This window comes from Xylanibacter ruminicola 23 (genome assembly GCF_000025925.1).
Taxonomy (GTDB): domain Bacteria; phylum Bacteroidota; class Bacteroidia; order Bacteroidales; family Bacteroidaceae; genus Prevotella; species Prevotella ruminicola.
Window position 1 is genome coordinate 323,730 of record NC_014033.1, and the last position, 20,691, is coordinate 344,420.

The 20,691-nt window shown below is 50.4% G+C and carries 11 protein-coding genes; 8 read left to right on the top strand and 3 right to left on the bottom strand.

The genetic code is table 11. The annotated features are described in order from the left end of the window. The first annotated feature begins 29 nt into the window (after nucleotides 1–29). The 7 genes from PRU_RS01350 to PRU_RS01380 are packed head-to-tail and all read left to right on the top strand — an operon-like array spanning nucleotide 30 to nucleotide 15,195. The gene (locus PRU_RS01350) at nucleotides 30–3,080 is read left to right on the top strand and encodes a SusC/RagA family TonB-linked outer membrane protein (RefSeq protein ID WP_080517154.1); all 3,051 of its coding nucleotides are present in this window, start codon (nucleotides 30–32) and stop codon (nucleotides 3,078–3,080) included. A 15-nt stretch (nucleotides 3,081–3,095) separates the two neighbouring features. Next, nucleotides 3,096–4,823: a RagB/SusD family nutrient uptake outer membrane protein gene (locus PRU_RS01355; RefSeq protein WP_013065653.1), complete on the top strand. Its 1,728-nt coding sequence runs from the start codon at nucleotides 3,096–3,098 to the stop codon at nucleotides 4,821–4,823. 34 nt (nucleotides 4,824–4,857) lie between these two features. Continuing rightward, nucleotides 4,858–6,381 (top strand): DUF4859 domain-containing protein, encoded by a 1,524-nt coding sequence (locus tag PRU_RS01360; protein ID WP_013063998.1) that lies wholly within the window; start codon nucleotides 4,858–4,860, stop codon nucleotides 6,379–6,381. 6 nt (nucleotides 6,382–6,387) lie between these two features. Beyond that, entirely contained in the window at nucleotides 6,388–8,622 is a 2,235-nt protein-coding gene (locus PRU_RS01365; protein WP_013064492.1) for a DUF6055 domain-containing protein, read from the top strand. 18 nt (nucleotides 8,623–8,640) lie between these two features. After that, nucleotides 8,641–10,002 (top strand): CotH kinase family protein, encoded by a 1,362-nt coding sequence (locus PRU_RS01370; protein ID WP_049769050.1) that lies wholly within the window; start codon nucleotides 8,641–8,643, stop codon nucleotides 10,000–10,002. A gap of 1 nt (nucleotide 10,003) precedes the next feature. Continuing rightward, nucleotides 10,004–11,254, top strand: coding sequence for a DUF6055 domain-containing protein (locus PRU_RS01375; RefSeq protein ID WP_013065345.1), 1,251 nt, complete (start codon nucleotides 10,004–10,006; stop codon nucleotides 11,252–11,254). After that, the gene (locus PRU_RS01380; protein WP_013064163.1) at nucleotides 11,251–15,195 is read left to right on the top strand and encodes a hybrid sensor histidine kinase/response regulator transcription factor; all 3,945 of its coding nucleotides are present in this window, start codon (nucleotides 11,251–11,253) and stop codon (nucleotides 15,193–15,195) included. Before PRU_RS01375 ends, PRU_RS01380 begins: the two co-directional genes overlap by 4 nt. Here the strand turns inward: PRU_RS01380 and PRU_RS01385 are convergent, their stop codons facing one another. After that, nucleotides 15,196–15,978, bottom strand: a complete 783-nt coding sequence (locus PRU_RS01385) for a ZIP family metal transporter (protein WP_013064545.1) — start codon at nucleotides 15,976–15,978, stop codon at nucleotides 15,196–15,198. It lies immediately after the preceding gene. A gap of 86 nt (nucleotides 15,979–16,064) precedes the next feature. Continuing rightward, complete coding sequence (locus PRU_RS16215) at nucleotides 16,065–17,987, bottom strand: DUF4890 domain-containing protein (RefSeq protein WP_218140796.1); 1,923 nt, start codon at nucleotides 17,985–17,987, stop codon at nucleotides 16,065–16,067. A 469-nt stretch (nucleotides 17,988–18,456) separates the two neighbouring features. Here PRU_RS16215 and PRU_RS15135 point away from each other — a divergent pair, with 469 nt between their 5' ends. Beyond that, nucleotides 18,457–20,529 (top strand): PP2C family protein-serine/threonine phosphatase, encoded by a 2,073-nt coding sequence (locus PRU_RS15135; RefSeq protein ID WP_049769051.1) that lies wholly within the window; start codon nucleotides 18,457–18,459, stop codon nucleotides 20,527–20,529. Here PRU_RS15135 and PRU_RS15945 read toward each other — a convergent pair. Continuing rightward, nucleotides 20,526–20,627: a smalltalk protein gene (locus PRU_RS15945; RefSeq protein WP_155267502.1), complete on the bottom strand. Its 102-nt coding sequence runs from the start codon at nucleotides 20,625–20,627 to the stop codon at nucleotides 20,526–20,528. The two genes, PRU_RS15135 and PRU_RS15945, sit on opposite strands and share 4 nt — an antisense overlap. Between the last annotated feature and the right edge of the window lie 64 nt (nucleotides 20,628–20,691).

Here is a 20,691-nt window from a genome sequence, read left to right on the forward strand (position 1 = left end):
ACATTAACAAACCTAAAAAACAATTTGGTATGAAGAAACATTTCTTATGTTTGCTTTTGCTGGGCGGCGCTCTTGGCGCACAGGCCACAGAAAGCACTTCTCCAGCCGTTGCTGAGGTCACTCAGCAAGGAGTTTTAGTGAAGGGTGTTGTCAAGGACGCCAAGGGCGAGCCGATCATCGGCGCCACGGTGACTGAGAAAGGCACCAAGAACGCAACGGTTACCGACTTCGACGGTAACTACTCTCTCAGAGTTGCTAACCGCAATGTAACCCTCGTCGTCAGCTACATCGGCTTTACCTCGCAGGAGATCAAGGCCGGCGGCGACGTGACACTCCAGGAAGACAATGCCCTCTTGAACGAGGTGGTCGTCATCGGTTACGGCACCCAGCGCAAGGGCGACATCACCTCTGCCGTCGCTTCTGTGAAGGCCGAGGACTTCAACGCAGGTAAGATAGGTGACGCTGCCGAACTGGTGAAAGGTAAGATTGCCGGTCTGACGGTGGTCAACTCAAGTGGCGACCCGAAGGCCACCTCTTCTATCCGTCTGCGTGGTGTGACCACACTGGTCGGTAGTCTGACACCGCTCATCCTTGTGGATGGCATCGAAGGCGACCTGACGACCGTTGCCGCAGAGAATATCGCCTCCATCGATGTGCTGAAGGATGCCTCCGCAGCCGCTATCTATGGTACGCGTGGTGCCAACGGTGTCATCCTGATTACCACCAAGAGCGGACGCCGAGATACACCTGCACAGGTTTCATACAACGGATACGCCTCTTTCTCTAAATGGAGTAAGAAGCAAGACTTTATGGATGTCCACGATGTCATCTACGGTAAAACGGCTCAGGACTACCTCGGCTACGAGACAGATTGGGTGAAGGCCGTAACTCGCAAGGCAGGTTTCAAGCACAACCACGACCTGAACATCAGTGGCGGTTCAAAGAATGCCACCTATTCTGCCAACATCTCGTATGCAAAGGAAGAAGGTATGATTCGTAAAACATTCAACGAGAACTTCAAGATGCAGATGGACTACACACAGTTTATGTGGAACGATGTGCTAAAGTTCAACCTGAATGCTTTGGTAACCCGCCAGAAGTATTCAAACGATAACTTGAATACCTATTCCCATGAGAATCCCTATCGCCAGGCTTTGATTCACAACCCCTCGGAGCCTGTCTACAATGAGGACGGTAGCTATTACGAGAACTTCAACAAACTTCAGTACTATAACCCCGTGGCCCTGATTAATGAGAATTTTGGTGATAACCGCCGCCGATTTTCACAATTAGTAGGTAACGTGACCGTGGAACCGATACATGGTTGGAAGACCAACCTGATGATTTCTTGGGGCGAGGGCGTGGACTCGTATGAGAACTGGACATCACCTCTGCACCAGTCTATCGTCCGCACAGGTGACAATGGTGTCGCCAACAAGAGCGAAGGAACATGGGTTGACAAGAATCTGGAACTAACCTCCCGTTATGATGCCCAGTGGGATGAGCATCGCTTTAACGCTCTCGTGGGTTACAGCTACCTTTATAAAGAGTCAGACGGCTTCAACGCTGGCAACCGTGATTTCTCCACGACGGCCTTCCTCTGGAACAACCTCGGTAACGGTTCTTGGATTAATGACAAGGACAACCATGCTTGGATGGGTAGTTATAAGAATGACAGCAAACTCGTTGGTTTCTTCGGACGTATCAGCTATGGCTATGCCGACAAGTACAATGCACTCATCAGCATCCGCCACGAGGGTTCTTCTAAGTTTGGTGACAACCACAAGTGGGCCACCTTCCCCTCACTCTCTCTTGGATGGAACATCATGAACGAGGAGTTTATGAAGGATACTCGCTCTTGGCTCGACAACCTGCGCCTCCGTGTGGGTTACGGTGTAACGGGTATCACACCGGGCGACAATTATCTGGCACAGAATATATACGGCTATGCCGACTACGGCGATGTAATGCTGATGGATGGCAAGTGGGTACGTAGTCTTGAAGTGAAGCAAAATCCTAACCCCGACCTGAAATGGGAAGTTAGTAATGAGTGGAACTTCGGTCTTGACTACGGCGTACTGAACAACCGCATCCACGGTTCACTGGATGTCTATGTGAAAACCACCCACGACCTGCTGTTCAGTTATCGTGTTCCCATGCCGCCCAACCTCTACAGCGAGACGTTAGTAAACGTGGGCGATATGCGCAATACTGGTATCGAGTTTATGATTGAGGCCATTCCCGTACAGACGAAGGACTTTGAGTGGACTACCACACTGACGGCCTCACATAATGCCAATAAGCTTCTCAAACTCAGTAATGACCTCTACGAGACAGACAATTTCCAAGAGCAGGGTTGGGCTGGCGACCCCATCGGCACCCCTACCCACTGTATGGAGGTCGGGAAAGGCCTTGGCGACTTCTGGGGATTGAAGTCGGTTGGTGTTGACCAAGACGGCTTTGTACTGGTTGAGGCAAAGGATGCCAATGGCAACTGGACAGTAATGCCCTTTAATACAAATCTGAACGTACAAGAGAACCGCCAGCGTCTGGGTAGCGGTACACCAAAGGTCATCCTCGGCTGGGGTAACACCTTCAAGTATAAGGACTTCGACCTCTCGATGCAATTCACCAGCCAACTCGGCTACAAGATTTTGAACCTCTCTCGCGCTTACTACGAGAACAATTCGATTGCCTATAACCGTTTGAAGACGGCTGCCGACTTGCACCCCGCCATCAATACCGACGGCACACCCGTGCTTGATGAGAATGGCAACCAGAAGATGGTGAAACTTTCCCAGTCTATGCCACAGGGATGGTGGAGCGACCATTTGGAGAACGGCGACTTCCTGAAGTTGACTAATATTACGCTTGGCTATACCTTCACGCCGAAGGGTACGCTGGCCAACTATGTAAAGAAGGCTCGTATTTATGCGAACGCCACGAACCTCTTCTGTATCACGGGCTATAGTGGCATCGACCCTGAGGTAAGCAACTACTATATGACACCGGGTATTGACGACCGAGACAAGTACCCCGTGACCCGCAACTATACCGTAGGACTTTCATTGAACTTCTAAAAACGAGATTGCAATATGAAAAAGATATTTAGTAAGGTTCTGATCGCCTTTGCAGCAGGAAGCATCAGCCTCACATCGTGTACTGACCTCGACGAGACGCTTTATGACCGTCTTAACGAGACCAACATTGACCTCTCTAATGAGAAGGATTTGTCTCTGCTGCTGAGTGCTGTTACCGCCCAATATCGCTACTTGGTAGAAGACTGGTTCGGCATGTATCACCTGCTCGAAGAGAGCTGCGACCAGTATATGGTGCCTGCTCGTCCTGGTGTGGGATGGGGCGATGCTTACATCAATTTGCATAAGCACAACTGGGGACCCTCTGTTGGTCAGATTTACAACCCCTGGCAGATTGCCTACCGTGGCATCGGCTACGCCAACTCCGTGATTGATGCCATCAACCCGGATGACCCTGCAATGGTCAGTAGTCTGGCTCACGCTCGCTTTTTCCGTGCGATGTTCTATTATCACCTCTTTGACATGTTCCGCAACATACCCTTGCAGACCACTCAGAATGTAGAGGCTGGCTATTTGCCTCAGCAGGTGAGTCCGCAGGAGATGTATGACTTCATCGTGCAGGAGTTGATAGCATGCAAGGAAGGATTTGGAGACAGTGAGTTCTGGGGTTATGGCAACAAGTATGCCGCCTCTATGGCTCTCGCCAAGATGTATCTGAATAAGAATGTCTATCTCGGCACCAGCGGTAACGATGGTTATGAGGCTTGTCTGGCAGAGGTGGAAAGCATTATCAACTCAGGCAAGTATAGTCTTGCTCCTACTTATAAGGAGAACTTTGCAGAAGACTTGTCAAAGAATCCAGAGGTGATTTTCGTGGTGCCCGGCGACCGTACCCACACCGTGCAGTTCGGTCTGCAGAGCTACTGCTTCCCGCAGTCGGGTATCGAGGCCTACGGCTCCACCGCTCCCGGATATAATGGTTCTTGCGCCATCCCTCAGTGGATCCGTACCTATGACGAGGCAGACAAGCGTCTGGCTGATACCTGGGCTGGCGGTCCACAGTATAAGGCCCTGAAGCAGGGTGATACCTATATCCCTAATGGCGACAAGGACAATCCCATCATGTTCGAGGCTGACGACTGGACAGGTACGGGTATCCTGACCTACAACCTGAACGTACACTCCATCGACAAGCCCGGTGCCTACCAGCAGGAGGGCTATCGCCTGCACAAGTACGAGATTATCGGTGGTACCGACGACGGTACGACGGCCGATGACGTGGCCATCTTCCGTTATACGGATGTCCTGATGATGAAGGCCGAGTGCCTGCTGCGCTTAGGACGCAACAAGGATGAGGCAGCATCACTGGTGACCCAGGTACGTGCCCGTTCCTTCGACTCTACTGCCAAGGCCACCCGCACCGTGGCTGACCTCGAAGGTGGCTCTGTCTATGCATACGGACATGATGAATATACCGTAGCCGAAGATGCTCCCGCTGGCTATAATGACTGGTCGAACCACATCACTACCTACGAAGGCGGTGCCGATATTGAACTCGGAGGTCTGCTCGATGATCTGGGCTGGGAGTTCTGCTGCGAGTTGCATCGCCGTCAGGATTTGCTCCGTTTCAAGATGAAGGACGGACGTAGTGTTTGGGATGGAAAGTCTTGGTTCTGCAAAGATGCTACCAGCACGACCACTTATGATATCTACTCTATCCCCGATGAGGCCATGAAAGCCAACATTTCCCTCAAGCAGAATCCTGGCTATTCTGGTGCCGAATAATATATAGGTATAACGTAATATAAAAAGACAGAATATGAAAAAGTTATCATATATCTTGAGCGGTCTGCTGATGTTAGGCACTTCGGCCATCTTCAGCAGTTGTGGAGACAACGAGGATTTCTGGGGACCGCACCAGCTGACAGATGACGAGGCGGCAGAACTGGCCCGTCAAGAACATATTAGAGACTCTCTGCGTAACAGCATTGACGCGGGACTCGTACTGGAATATACGGCTGATATTACCATCAGTGCGAGTTCATACGATGGTGTGGAAATTGCGATTGACTGCAATAGGATTGCCGACTTCTTTGGCATTACCACAGAACAGTTGCTTACTGGTAAACTTGCGGGCAAGGATAACGGTGTGGATGTCTCTGGCTTTGCCATCGAAGGTTCTAACCATGCTGACAATCTGACAATGTCCACTTCTGGTGCACCTTGGGGACACTGGTGGAATCCTGATGGCAATGTCACATCTTGGAAGAATGAGGCAGAATGGCCCGACTATAAACCGACAGTTTTCACCGAGTTCAATGCCGAAGAGGGAATTATGACCGTAGGACAATATCCAGGGAAGTTGGCAGAAGGACAGACCATCAAGGTTATTGATGCCCTGAAGTATCAGGACAAGCGCGTGGCCGTTGTCATCACTATTACAGGTAAGGCACGCGAAGAAGTAAAAGCAACTGTAGTGGCTTCCAACAAGTTGACCCTTGAGACGGCTCCTAACGATGCCTATGCTACCGTTGCCGTAGAAGGCTTCGATGCTGCCGCTGCCCTCTCTGCCCTTGGTGCAGGTTCTTGGGCCGATGTAGCTTGGGTAGCTACCAATGCCGACGGCTCTTACGCTCAGGAGTATAGTGCCGATGCACCTGGATTCTGGTACGACAAGGAGGGCTTCGCAGGATCTTGGGGCGACAATGCCAGTGTCTTCGCTACCTTCCAGGAGGGTCAGATTCTCGTGGGACAGATGCCTGGTCAGATGACGGCTGGTTCTTCTGTCACCATCAACTTCAGCGCCATGTACAATGGCAAGATCGTTGAGAACATCATCACCGTGAACATCATTGGTTACGAAGATCCTGAGACCGCTCCTGAGGGAGAACCCGCTTCAACATCTAAGGACATAACGGTAACTCAGGCATGGAACGACACTTATGCTGCAGTAGAATATGATGTTAAGGAAGAACTCCGTCAGACCTTCAAGATGACTACCTATCAGATTTTCAGTGCTATCAAGAGTGGCGACCTGAAGATGTGGATTGACGAGGTCGGATCACCTGCAAATGAAAACGGAACTCCTGGTTACACTGGTGGTGCCCCAGGTTATTGGCTCGATGCCAACGGAAAGGCTGTAGGGTATGGAGATGGCTTGGTATATGGTGAGTTGCACAGCAGCGAAGAAAGCCTTGTGCTCGCTTTTGGTAACCACCCGGAGAACTTCTCGCCCAATGGTGGCCAGGTGAAAACCAAGTATGTCATTGAGTTGAATGGTGTGACGGCTACCTATAACATCACGTATGACGTGACTGCAGCCGCTGCTGCTCGTAAAAGATAATAAGTGATGAAAAGAATTTTCAGATATTTCTTCCTGCTGCTTGCAACGGCGACTATCGCCGCTTGCAGCAGCAGCGATGATACCGAACCGGTATCAGTGGCTCCAACACTCTCTGAGACAGAAGTCAATGTGGAGTATGATGTCACCTGGTACAGTCTGACCGTTACCTCGCGTGCCGTATGGAGTGCGAAGGTAGAGAATGGCGGCGACTGGCTGACACTGAAGGATGCAAAGGGAGTGGGCGGTTCTGAGAAGTTGAGTTTCGAGATGAAGCGCAACACCACCAAGCAGCCCCGTGTGGCTAACATCACGGTGACCAGCGGCACAGCCAGCACAAACCTGAAAGTGACGCAGGGTCCGACGACCATCGAGATTATGGATCAGAGTCAGGTAAAGGACTTCGACAAGTACTATAAGCCAAAAGAGTTCAACTTCGACATGTTGCGCAACGATGCTAAGTGGTCGTGGTTCCGCTCTAAGCAGAGTGAGCACTTCTTTGTGTTCTGGGATGCCTATTTCGGTGACGATCCTAACAGCAGCAGTCTGGCTGAGGGCGACCGTGTCGATGTAGATGACCTGCTACAGAAGGCAGAGCAGTTCTACAAGACCAACATCGACCGTCTCGGTATGGTGGTCACTGGTCAGGGCAAGTCTTATCTCGACCAGTATAAGATGGAGATCTATCTGCTCGACCCGACACCTGAGTGGTGGGTGGCAACGGGTTCTGGTTACGATGATGTGATTGGCGCCCTCTGGGTGACACCATCTACCTGCAAACCCGTCGGCAGTGTCATTGGACATGAGATAGGTCACTCCTTCCAGTATCAGACCTATTGCGACAACGTGAAGAACGGTGCTGCCAACGACTTCAAGTCGGGCTTCCGCTACGGCTACGAGGGTTCCAACGGCGGCTGTGGCTTCTGGGAGCAGTGCGCCCAGTGGCAGTCGTATCAGGACTATCCGCAGCAGGCTCTCAACGACGACTGGAACGCTGTGTGGTATCAGCAGTGCCATCGCCATTTCGAGCATGAGTGGCAGCGCTATGCTTCTTACTATCTGCAGTACTATTGGACAGAACTCCACGGCGATAAGACCTTGGGCCGCATCTGGAACGAGTCGAAATATCCTGAGGATGCTTCAGGCGCTTATATGCGCATCTTCGGTGTCAACTATGAGAACTACAAGAAGCAACTCTTCGCTTATGCCCAGCGCTGTGTCACTTTCGACTTCGACGGCACACGCAGCTATTTCACGAACCAGAACACGCTCTATAAGACCACGCTCTACAACCAGGATGGTTACTATCAGATTGGCTATGAGCAATGTCCGCAGCCTACTGGTTTCAATGTGATCAACCTCGAAGTGCCTGCCGCCGGCACCAAGGTAACGGTGAGCATGGAGGCGCTGAAGGCTGGCAGCAAGCTGCCCGATGCCGATCCTGGTAATCAGGTTAATGGCGACTTCCAGGTAGTAGGCAATACCTCTACTTATAATAAGGTGGGTAGCGATCAGGCCATCGCCTACGGCTTCGTGGCTCTGAAAGAGGATGGTAGTCGCGACTATAGCGAGATGAGCCTCACCGATGCCAAAGGTACGGCCGTCTATACGGTGCCTGCCAAGACCAAGATGCTCTATCTCGTCGTGCAGGGCGCTCCAAAGAGCTATCGTCAGTGCCCTTGGGATGACAAGGAGGAGACCGATATGCAGTGCCCCTATCGCTTCAAGATCGATGGTACCGACCTCTACGGCAACTTCTCTATCGACGAGACCAAGGATCCTGCAGATGTCGCTTTCACCTTCGACGTGAAGTGCAATGCTGCTTCCGAAGACTATATCCAGGGGAGCATCCAGTTGCAGGGCAGCGACCTGAAGAAAATGGCTCAGGCCTTCGTGATGCAGCCTTCTGTTCTCAGTGGAGCCACACTGCCTATCGCCGCAGGGCAGACAGCAGAGCCCGCAGAGGGCAAGGTAGCCCTCGGACTTATTCAGTCCGATGGTAAGATTACCTATCAATATACGGCCAATGTCGGCTTCTGGTGTAATGCCAAGGGCGATCTCGACAACTGGGGTGATACGGCTCCCGTCTATGTGGAGTACGATAAAGACAGCTTTACGCTCACTTACGGTCACCGTTTCGGCGTAAGCAAAGTTGGTGAGAAATATACTTTGAAACCTGTGTTGGTCTATACCAAGGGTGGCAAGCAGTATAAAGCTACGTTCACACTGAATATGCAATTCTAATTTTTTCGATAAGCTAAGATGAAGAAGTTTTTTCTTTCGGGTCTGACAGTGCTGTTTATGGTTGCCTGTTCGTCGGAAGGCGATGTGCCGGAGCCAAGCCCCGTTGTACCTACGCCGTCGACAGTTGATACAACTAAGGTAGATACTTCAAAAACCGATCAGAATCCTGTTGCGGTGAAGTTTGCTGCCAAGTATCGAGTGGCAAAGATGCAGATTACAACGGATGGACAGCAGGCTGTCGACTCGAAAGAGAAAGCTGATTATCGCAATTGTACGATTAAAATAGAGAGTGATACGGCAGCATGGAACTACGAGGGCCGTGGACGTATTCGCGGCAGAGGTAACTCAACATGGATCTGGTATCCCAAGAAACCATACCGTATTAAACTCGACGAAAAGGCATCAGTACTTGGTCTTGATGCTAATAAAGACTGGGTGCTGCTGGCCAACTATCGCGACCCAACCCATCTGATGAACACCTTTGTGTTCGAGATGGGGTATGGGTTGAATATGCCTTTTACCAATCATACACGCTATGTAGAGGTTACGCTTAATGGCGATTATATCGGTCTGTATCAGTTGACGGAGCAGATAGAAGTAGGAAAGAGTCGTGTGGATATTGGTAAGAAGAAAGGATGGCTACTATCACTTGATGTCGACGACGGCCCTGCTGAGGCTCGTACCGCAGGCGACAATTTCTGGTCGCAGGTATACCGTATGCCAGTATGTGTAAAGAGTCCTGAAGCTGAGGATTATGCTACCCCCGAAACCCTATTAGATGATGCAAAAAAGGCACTTGGCGACCTTGAAAACGTAATACATAGTCACGACTACGAAGCACTTAAGAAGGTGCTGAATGTTCAGTCGATGATTGACTATCTGCTGATTCAGGAGTACGTTTACAATGTCGAAGTGTCTGCACCGCGTAGCATCTACATCCACAAAGATAAAGGTGATGCACTCTGGACTTTCGGACCGCTATGGGACTTTGATGCCGGTTTTGATTTCGACTGGGGACATATGTACGATGGACACGGCTATTTCGCTGATTATCGCGAGACGGTTCTTGGTACCGATCCTGCCCGTCATGTCAGCAATTACGATTATGTGCCGAGTTTCTTTACTGACATGTGGAAGAACAAGGCATTCGTCAGCGATGTAAAGGCGCGTTGGAAGGAAATAAAACCGCGTATTATCGCTGAGTTCTGGGCAGAGACCAAGCGCTATGCCGACGCTGCTGCCGAGGCGATGGAGCGCGATGCTAAGCGCTGGCCCATCGACAAGAAATACACTACAGAAATCAATCGAATGGAGAAATGGCTCAACTCAAGAGCTGTTTATATGGACAATATTGTAAGCAACTATCCAAGTGGAAACTGATATGAAACGAATAATACTATTGGCATCGTGCGTATTTGCAAGCTATACAGCATTGCACGCCCAGAAGAAGATATACATCCCTGAGGACCTGCGAAAGATGGATTTGCAGGCTGATACCTCGCAGTGGTCGTTTAAGCGTAGTATCGAGACCGACGATCTGATACTGATGTGGGAGCGAGGTTTTGGCAGCGATACAAGCAATCCGCCGATGCTTGAGGGCAAACCTATGAGTTTCAACCTCACTAATCTGCGCGACCGTGTGCAGGAGTTTTATCACTTCTTCCGCGATACGCTGGCTTTCTCGTTGCCTGGGTCTAAGGCCGATAAGTATAAGATGATGGTGATGGTAAATTACTCGCTCGACGGTACGGCCTATGGTGGCACCTACGACAATTTTATTGGCGCCCTATGGGTGGCCCCCAACCGTATACAGGATGCCAAGATGAACTGCATGGCGCACGAACTGGGACACTCGTTCCAGTTGCAGATACCCGCCGATAGTGTAGGTGACGCATGGGGAGGATCTGGCTTTTTCGAGATGACATCGCAGTGGATGCTGTGGCAGGTTAATCCTGGTTGGTTAACCGATGAGAACTACCACTTCGAGGCATTCAAGCAGCTCACCCACAAGGCCTATCTGCATCTCGATAATATCTATCACTCGCCCTTTGTTATCCAGTGGTGGAGCGATTTGCACGGGCGCAAGTCGATAGCCGAACTGTATCGCCAGGGTAGGATAGGCGAGGATCCTGTGATGACCTATAAGCGCATGTACAATATGAGTCAAAAGCAGTTCTGCGACGAGATGTTCCGCGGCTATCAGCATCTGGTAAACTTCGATTTCAACCATGCCCGTAAAGAAACCCGCCAATATGCCTGCACATTCGATACCGAGACAGAAGGCGGAAAGTGGCTGCGCCCCAAGAACTATCCTGAGGAATACGGATTCAACGCCATCAAACTAGATGATAAGGTAAACCTTAATGCCAGAAAGTTCAGACTGAATATACAGGGCGATAACCTGCGTTATGGTTTTGTAGGCATAACTACCGATGACCAGTCGGTTTATAGCGATGTGAATGCCACAGAGTTCGTCGTACCAAAATCAAAACGCCTTTCTCACCTCTATCTCATTGTGATGGGAGCTCCTTTGCAGCACTATCACATACCGATGCCTACAGACGAAAATTATAAAAATCCACAAAAACTTTTGGAGTTTCCATATAGTTTTCGTATTTTTGCCACCCGATGAGAAAGTTATTGCTACTGATAGTTTGTTTGCTTGGTATTCTGACTTCAGAAGCCAAGAGCGATTTTAGTTTTCGCAACCTGACGATGAATGATGGTTTGACGGCTAACGCAGTGCGCAATATTGTACAAGATAGGAATGGCTACATCTGGTTTGGTACCGATAATGGCTTATGCCGTTACGATGGCCGACGGGTGTTGCCATTTCGTATCAATGAACTGGGGCTCAACCAGTATATATCAGCACTCCAAGTGGCTGATGAAGGACTTTTTGTAGGCACTTCCATCGGTGTGTTCTATATCGACTACCAATGTCATACTTTCGAGAAACTGCCGATGGGCATCCGCACTACCGTCACCTCGTTTGCGATGGATAAAGAGGGGGCACTCTGGATATCAACGATGGGGCAGGGGGTATGGCAATATAATATCAAGAGCCGACAGCATAAGCAATATCCTATTCATACCGCCGGAAACGTGGTGGCCCAAGTGTTGGTGGATAATAATAACCAGATATGGACTGTAACTAATTGGGGAGCGCCTTACGTACAGCGTCTGAACCGATTGCATAATCAGTTCGAACCCGTTAGTCTGAATTTCCCCGCTGCCTATAGTGCGCTCAGTATGCTGCAAACCCGCGATGGCCGCTACTGGCTGGGAACTTGGGAGCAAGGGTTGCTGTTGATGCATGGCGATGGCCAGTTGGAACAGGTTCTGGATCTGCAGCGTACCAAAGTAGGCTGGCACATACATACCCTGTTCGAACTGAATGATGGACGCATCTGTATCGGTTGCGATGACGGTTTGATTATCCTGAATCCCAAGACAGGCGATTGGCGCAAGTTTGATGATCGTTTTGTCTATGCTATCACCAGCGATACCGAGGGCGGTATGTGGATCGGCACCTTCTATAATGGTGTTCGCTACATATCACCTGTAGGTAAGCGTTTCGAGGGCTTCTCGATGGCTGATGGTTTGCCTGGTAATGTTATCTCACGTTTTTGCGAAGACAGGCAGGGACGTATATGGATTGCCAGCGATGATGGTGGACTGATGTGCTATCTGCCCAAGGAGCAGCGATTCAGCGATTATCCCCATCAGGACATCCTGAGAAAACATAATGTCCACGCCCTCTGCCTGAGTGGCAACGAGCTGTGGGTGGGCACCTATACGAATGGTGTGCAGGTGATGAATCTGGAAACGGGACAGTTGCACCAGTACACCCAGACCAGCAGTCCCAACTCGCTTGATAATTCGAGCTGTTATGCCCTCTACAGCGATGAGCGTGGGTGGATTTGGGTAGGTACGATGGAGGGATTGAATCTGTATAACCGTACTAAAAACCAGTTTGAGCGTATTGCTAATCTGAACGCGATGGTCATCGATATCGACAAAGACCGGGCGGGCAACCTCTGGATATCAACCCAAGGTAATGGCTTGTGGAAATACCATATAGCCACTAAGAAACTGAAACAATACAAACACGAAGATGCTGATAAGCAGTCGCTGCCCGACAATCAGGTGAACTGCTGCTTAGTTGATGAGGCGGGCAAACTTTGGGTGGGAACCCTTGATGGCCTGTGCAGCTATAATCCCAGAACTGATGACTTTACCTATGTGGAGCTCGACGTACCCAACCACGATGTGATGGGTATCATCGAGGATCAGGGGGCGTTGTGGCTTTCTACCGAGCGGGGCATCGTGAGATTTGAACCTGGTAGCGGCGAGGTGGATTCGGAGAAGCATCCGTTGACACAGCCACAGACTCAACGGTTCACCCGTCATGACGGACTCGTCAGCGAGCAGTTTCAGCCTAATGCCTGTCTAAAGACCAAAGATGGGTGTATTTATTTTGGTAGTACAACAGGCTTTAATAGTTTCTATCCCTATCAGATCAAGACCAATAGTGTGATGCCACCTGTTTATGTCACCTCGTTGGAGATTCTGAATTGTGAGGAGCGTAATGCCGATGGATTGCCCATCGACCTGACGCTGACCAAGCAGATAACAATAGGCTATAGCGATTCAAAGATGGTCACCCTGTCGTTTGCATCACTCAGCTATTGTTCGCCCGAGAAGATTCAGTATGCCTATATGCTCGAAGGCTTCGACCGTGATTGGAACTACGTGGGCAACCAGAACCGCGCCACCTATACCAACCTGCCCGCAGGCACTTACACCTTCCGTGTAAAGGCCACCAACAATGACGGCATCTGGAGCGACAACGAGGCCGAACTTAAAATCATCGTGCATCCTCCGTTCTGGTGGAGTTGGTATGCCAAACTGCTATATCTGGTGCTGATGGTTATGGCGGTTTACTATTATGTACAGCTGCGATTGAAACGTGCCGGACGACAGCACCAGCGCGAACTGCAGTTGCTGAACGAACAGAAAGAGAAAGAGGTACGCGAGGCCCGACTGAACTTTTTTACGATGATAGCCCACGAGATACGTACGCCCGTTTCGCTGATTATCGGACCGTTGGAGAAGATGCTGAAACACGGCACACCATCCGACGACTTGAAGGTGATCGACCGCAATGCCCATCGCCTGCTGGAGCTGGTCAACCAGTTGCTCGACTTCCGTAAGGTCGAACAGCAAAGTCTGGTGATGCATTTTGCTACACATAATATCTACCAGTTGATGGTGTCGGTGAGCGAGCGCTTTGCTCCCACCTTCGAGCAGAATGGTAAACACTTCACCGTGGAGTACCCCAGCGAGCACTTCACTGCTATTGTTGATAAGGAGGCCATCATCAAGACCATCAGTAATCTGCTGACTAATGCCAACAAATATACGAAGGACCAGGTACGCCTATCATGTAGCGAAGACCCCGATGGCGAGCACTTACGTATCAGTGTGAGCGATAATGGTGTGGGCATCCGGCAGGTCGATCAGGAGCGCATCTTCCAGCCTTTCTTTCAGGCCGAGGGCAACCAGCCCGGCACAGGTATCGGACTGAATATCGTTAAGAATATCGTTACCCAGCACCACGGCACCATCAGTGTTGATTCAGAGATAGGCAAGGGTAGTACCTTTACCATCATTCTGCCCGTAATCCAGACCGTTACCGAGCCCATCGAGCCTGCAAATCCGTCGGAGCCAAAGGCGATCGACGATCACACCGCTCCTGCTCAATCGTCCAACACAACTATCAACTATCAACAGTCAACTGTCAACAATCAACAGTCTATGTTAATCGTCGACGATTCCGAAGACATGCGCCAGTTCCTCGAGAATAATTTCAAGGATAAGTACCATATTATTACTGCTGGCGACGGTATCGAGGCGCTCCACTTGTTACAGCAACACCAGGTAAGTATTATCATCAGCGACTGGATGATGCCCCGTATGGATGGTGCCGAATTCTGCCGTCGTGTGCGTCAGAATCCGCTCACTAGTCATATCCCGTTTGTGATGCTTACTGCCAAGACCGACGACAACTCGAAGGTGAAGGGTATGGATGTTGGTGCCGACGCCTACATCGAAAAACCCTTCTCTGTGCAGTATCTCGAAGCCTGTATCCGCAATATCCTTCAGATACGTCGCCAGTTGATGGAGAAATTCTCTACACAGCCGCTTGAGCCTGTAACAGAGATTGCTCAGAACTCCACCGATAACGAGTTCCTTAAGAAGATGAATCAGATTATCGAGGAGAACTTCTCCAACTCCGAACTAAATGTTGATTTCCTGGCCGAGCGCCTTAATATCAGTCGTAGCGGATTGTTTGCTAAGATTAGGACCCTGGCCGATGTAACGCCCAACGAGATGATACAGATTGTGCGTCTGAAACGTGCCGCCCAGCTATTGCACGAGGGTGGCCACATGGTTAGCGAAGTGGGGTATATGGTAGGATTCACAAATCCCTCATATTTCTCCAAATGCTTCCAAAAGCAATTCGGCATCCGTCCTGCCGAATACATGAAATCAAACGGTAAAAACTGATTATCCCATCACCACGTCGAGCACCATCATCAGCACAAAACCAATGGCAAAACCGATGGTGCTGAGGTTGGAGTGCTGACCGCTTGAGGCTTCGGGGATAAGCTCCTCTACTACCACATAGAACATGGCGCCTGCGGCAAAGGCCAGCATATAGGGCATCATGGGCATGAGTAGCGATGCCAGCAACAATACGGCAATGGCACCGATGGGCTCAACGGCTCCACTCAACGAGCCTATCAGGAATGAGCGCCGCTTACTGTTGCCTGCTGCACGCATAGGCATAGAGATGATGGCACCTTCGGGCACATTCTGGATGGCGATACCCAATGATACGGCTACCGCACTGGCCAGCGAGATACTGGTGATGCCACTATCGGCTCCAGCAAACACCACGCCCACAGCCATTCCCTCAGGCAGGTTGTGGATGGTTACTGCCAGGGCCAGCATGGCCGTCTTCGACAGATGTGAGCGCATACCCTCAGGCTTGTCGGTGCCTATGTGCAGGTGTGGCGTCAGTTCGTCGATAAGCAGCAGGAATCCCATACCCAACAGGAATCCTACAGCTGCAGGCATCACACTCCACTTGCCACTATCGGCTCCCATCTCCATCGCCGGAATCAGCAGCGACCATATCGATGCCGCTACCATCACACCCGAAGCAAATCCCAATAAGGATTTCTGCAGTCTGTCCGACATTTCGCCCTTCATAAAGAACACAAAAGCCGAACCGAGCATGGTGCCCAGTAGCGGAATAAGCAATCCTATGATTAATGTTGTAGTCATAACGCCGGCAAATATAAACAAAAAATCCCAAAGCAGTGCTATTATGCTTTGGGATTTTAATGATTATTGATAATTTGTTATGATATTCACTGTGCAATACTGAGTTGCTTGCCGTTTACATACAGGCGGTGACCGTTTGACTTGATACATGATACATCGCCTGTGAATGAGGTGATGTGGGTATCGGCGGTGAGGTTCCAGGTGCAGCCGTCGCCCAGCGTTACATCTACCTTGCCTGTCTCGGTTGATACAGTGTCGCCTGCAGCATTGGTAATGTTACCGGCGATGCAGCCTGTAAATGATGAGCCATCAGAAAGAATCAGCGTGAGTTCAGAGTCGCTACCCACCAGGATGTTACCCTCCAACTGCTGGCTGTTGGCATTGAGTGCAGCCTTGTTAGCGGCTCCCTGCCATCCGTCGGCACATACCGAAAGGAGCACTTTCCCAGGGTCGTTGTTCGTCAGTTTAACGCCGTTCAAGGTGATGATGGCGTTGGTGTTTGTAACGTGGAAGAGATGACCCTGACTACTCGTTAATGTGCCACCATTCATGGTGAAATGCGAGTTGCCGCTGGCTGCGTCGCCCGAGAACGATTGGAAAAGCATGATACCGTCGAGGAACTGGGCATGACTGTTGCGACGCGTGTTGCTAACAGAAACCTGGCAGTTGTTTAATGTAATACTGTTCTTACCCTCGATAACAGCGCCTTCTGACATCGTCGACGTAAGTACGGCATTGCTCACGGTAATATCAGCTGTAGAATAAATTACGGGCGATCCCTGACCACTACTGGTATAGCTACCACCCTCTACGGTAACCGTGCCGCCACCGCGGTCGCTACGTATCGGAGCCGACGAACGGCCACTGGTATTCACCGTCAGGTTCTTGGCCTTCATCACACCGCCGCCTGTGGTCATAATACCACCAGAGCCATTGCCGGTTGTGGTAATCTTGGTGTCCTCGATAATGACTGTGGTTCCGTCGCCCTCAGCACCGTTTCGGCCGCCATTGCCACCGTATGAGAATACGCCGTTGGCACCCTTTGCACTACTGGTGATGGTACCGCCCTTGATGGTTGTGGTGCTGCCATCTTTTACCAGCAGCGCTGCGTTCACACCATAGAAACTGCAGTTATCGCCACCGTCGGAGTCGCCGGTCTTGCTGATGGTAGGTTGAGCGATGGTCACAGCCTCGTTGGTCGAGATCAGCAAGGCACTTTCGTCGGTAGTACTACTCTTATAGGCTTTGCTAGTTTCGGATGTTGCAGCTTTCAGAGTTGTTGCCCCCGTGTACTTAATGTTCTTTTGCTGCGGTCCGTGACCACCAAAACCACCTGGAGGCATACCCATCTCGCTGTTAAAGCCGTTGCCGCCCAACAGAAACTCACGGATTCGGCGCTGCGAGTAGAACTGTGGCTTCAGTCGGAGATAGCCTTCGTACTGATCGTCGGATAGCAACTTGCGTAACTTCTTATCATATTTCAGTTGCTGCCTGTCGTAGTTGTAGCTGGCTTGCTGCTGACTGCCCTCACCAGGAGGCATACCGCCTCCAGGACCGCCCTGCATGCCGCCACCACCACCAGGGCCGCCCATGCCGCCGCCGAAACTACCGCCGCCGAAACTACCTCCGCCGAAGCCACCTCCGCCGAAGCCACCGCCTCCAGGGCCACCCATGCCGCCGCCAGGTGCGCCACCACCCTGATTACCACCAGGGCGGCCTTGGCCCATAGGAGGTCGCTGACCTTTCATGTTATCCTGTTGTTCTCCCTCAATAAGCTTCTTGAACTTTTTGTTCAGTTTTGTCACCATCTTGGTTTGCTTCTCGTCTAACATCAGTTCTCTCACCATCCTTCTGGTCATCTGTTCCTGAGTTATTCGCTTCATTCGCTGTGGCCTCATAGCCATTTCGGGCATACCGTCTTTTGGCTGAGTCTCGTCTACACTCTGTGCCATTGCCCCTGCTGTCAGCATCAAGGCAACGGTCATCATTATTTGTCTCATCTGTTTCATATCTATAAGCTTTTATAATTTTCGTGTTGCAAAAATAGCGTATCACCGTGACATTCAGAAATTTATTCAGTTAAGCGTCCGATTCATTCAGCGAACTGAGTGATTGATTACCGAGTTTTAGGTATTGCGCACCTTATTTATTTGGCGTACCTTTGCACTCAGTAATCAAATATAAACAACAATGCATGGGACTACGGTCGCAATGGTAAGGGTTTCTATAACACCTGGTTTGCCCCCGCATGGGCAGTGGCCTCGTTGTGGGAGCTCTATTCTCCAACTCGCACAAAACTTTTTTTCTGATAGTTAGGTTAGTTAGTGGTTTTCTTTTAAAGAGGAGAGGGCGCAACCGTGATGGCTGCGCCCTCTTTGGTAGCGTATTCCGTAGAATGAATAATTTTTTGTGAATATTGCTTTGATTTTTAAGAAAATGTCTGTATATTTGCCGCAGAATAATCTAAAACATCAGCTTATGAAAAAGCTTATCCTTCTTATTTTGATACTTGTGTCTGGTATGATTCCGACTTGGGCACAGTCAGCAGCTGCCGACGACATCGCTCAACTGCAGAAACAGATGTACCAGCTCTACAATAAAAACGACGAGACGGCTTTCGTTGATATTACCAACAAACTGAAGGTAGCGGCCCAGAAGGCTGGCGACGAGCGCACCTTCTATAAGGCGTGGGCCAATCAGGCACTTTACTTTGCCAACCATCAGCAACGCAACAAGGGACAGCTCATCGCCAAGGATATGCAGCAGTATGCCCTGAACCACGACCATAAGTACGGCATCTATACAGGTACACATGTGATGGGCACCATACAGAGCATGATGGGCGACTATCAGGAGGGTATACAGAACTTCAAGAAAGCCATCAGCTATCTGCACGAGAATTTCCCCAAAGAGAGTGCGGCGGCCTCGTGGATAGAGCTGGCCAGAATCAGCCTTACCAACAGAAAAATACATCAGGCTATCCAAGATGCCGAACAAGCCCTGAAGGAACCAAATATCAGTGCCATGCATAGGTTGAACGCATGGTCGGTAATCTGTCTGAGTAAGGTGGACACAGCTTTATATCACGTAAAGGATGCGGCTGAATATCAGAAGGAGTTTGACTACGTTTGGGGCGAGCGCGAGAAAGCCAAGAAGGCATACGGGCGAGATGATTCAAGTGGTCCCGTCATCGCAGTATGGCGAAAAATCAACGACCATCAGTACGACGAAGCCATCGCTCTCTGCAATAAATTGAGATCGCCACTCTTCAGAAATGACTTGCTCAGCCTTATACACAAACGCAAGGGTGATTACAGAAATGCTTACTTTACGCAGCAGAGATATTGGGAGTTGCGCGACTCTATAAATAGCAGACGTAACAACCACCTGCTGATGGAGATGACCGCCACTATGGATCTGGGACGAGTGGAACTAGAGGCTAAGGAGTTGAAGTTGCGTAACCAGCAGATGCGACTCGATATGGCTGCCGAAGAGCTTGAGAACAAAAAGCTGGAGGAAGAGGCCCTGATGCTAAAACTAAAGAACCGTGACGCAGAACTGGCTAACGCTACTATGCAGCTGGAGAACGACAGACTTGAAACCAACAACAAGAACCTGCAACTGAGCGAATACCTATCGAAGATGCATGCCCAAGAGGAGAAGGAGCACGCACATCATATACTTATAGCAGCTGGAGGAGCTATAGCGTTGTTAGTAATCTGCTTCCTCAGCTTCTACCTATACCGCCGTCAACTGTCAGCACGCCGACTGAAACATGCCTACCACCAGCTGGCGGTTGCCTACGACCAGCTTGAGGAAACCACCACCGCCAAGGAGCGCATTGAGAGCGAGTTGCGCATCGCTCGCGATATTCAGATGTCGATGGTGCCACAGGCTTTCCCTGAGCGTAGCGACCTGGATCTCTATGGACTGATGTCGCCTGCGAAGGAAGTGGGTGGCGACCTCTATAGCTTCGAAATCATCGACAATCAGCTATACTTCTGCCTTGGCGATGTAAGCGGCAAGGGCGTTCCTGCCTCACTCTTTATGGCACAGGCCATCCGCCTTTTCCGCGCTATGGCCAAGCAGCGGCGTAAACCCTGCGATATTGCCAACCGCCTGAACAATGAGCTGTCGGAGAACAACGATAACGGCATGTTCGTCACCATGTTTATAGGCGAAGCCGACCTCACCACCGGCCATCTTTACTACTGCAATGCCGGACATAATCCTCCACTGCTCGATGGCGAGTTTATCGAAGTAGAATCGAATGCCCCCATCGGCCTGTGGCCTGAACTCGAATATGTAGGTGAAGAGATAGACAACATCAGGGGCAAAATGCTTTTTATCTATACTGACGGACTGAACGAGGCCGAAAACCAGGCACAGGAGCAGTATGGCGACGACCAGCTGCAACAGATGATGCAACAAATGAAATCAGATACTGCCAAGCAGGTTATCGAAGCCTTCAGCCAGTCGGTAGAGTCGCACCGCAACGGAATAGCACCTAATGACGACCTCACGATGCTCGCCATCAGATGTATCGTCTAAACTCCCATGCACGAGGTAGCTCCCAGTGCCGTCACAATCGCAGTCGCGATGCTCGCAATCATCTGCACAATAAACTTCAATGTCTCCTTCTTACTCATAATGGTTAATGTTTAATGGTTCATGTTTCATGTTTAATGTGGTAGGGTAGGGGCCTTTCGCCCC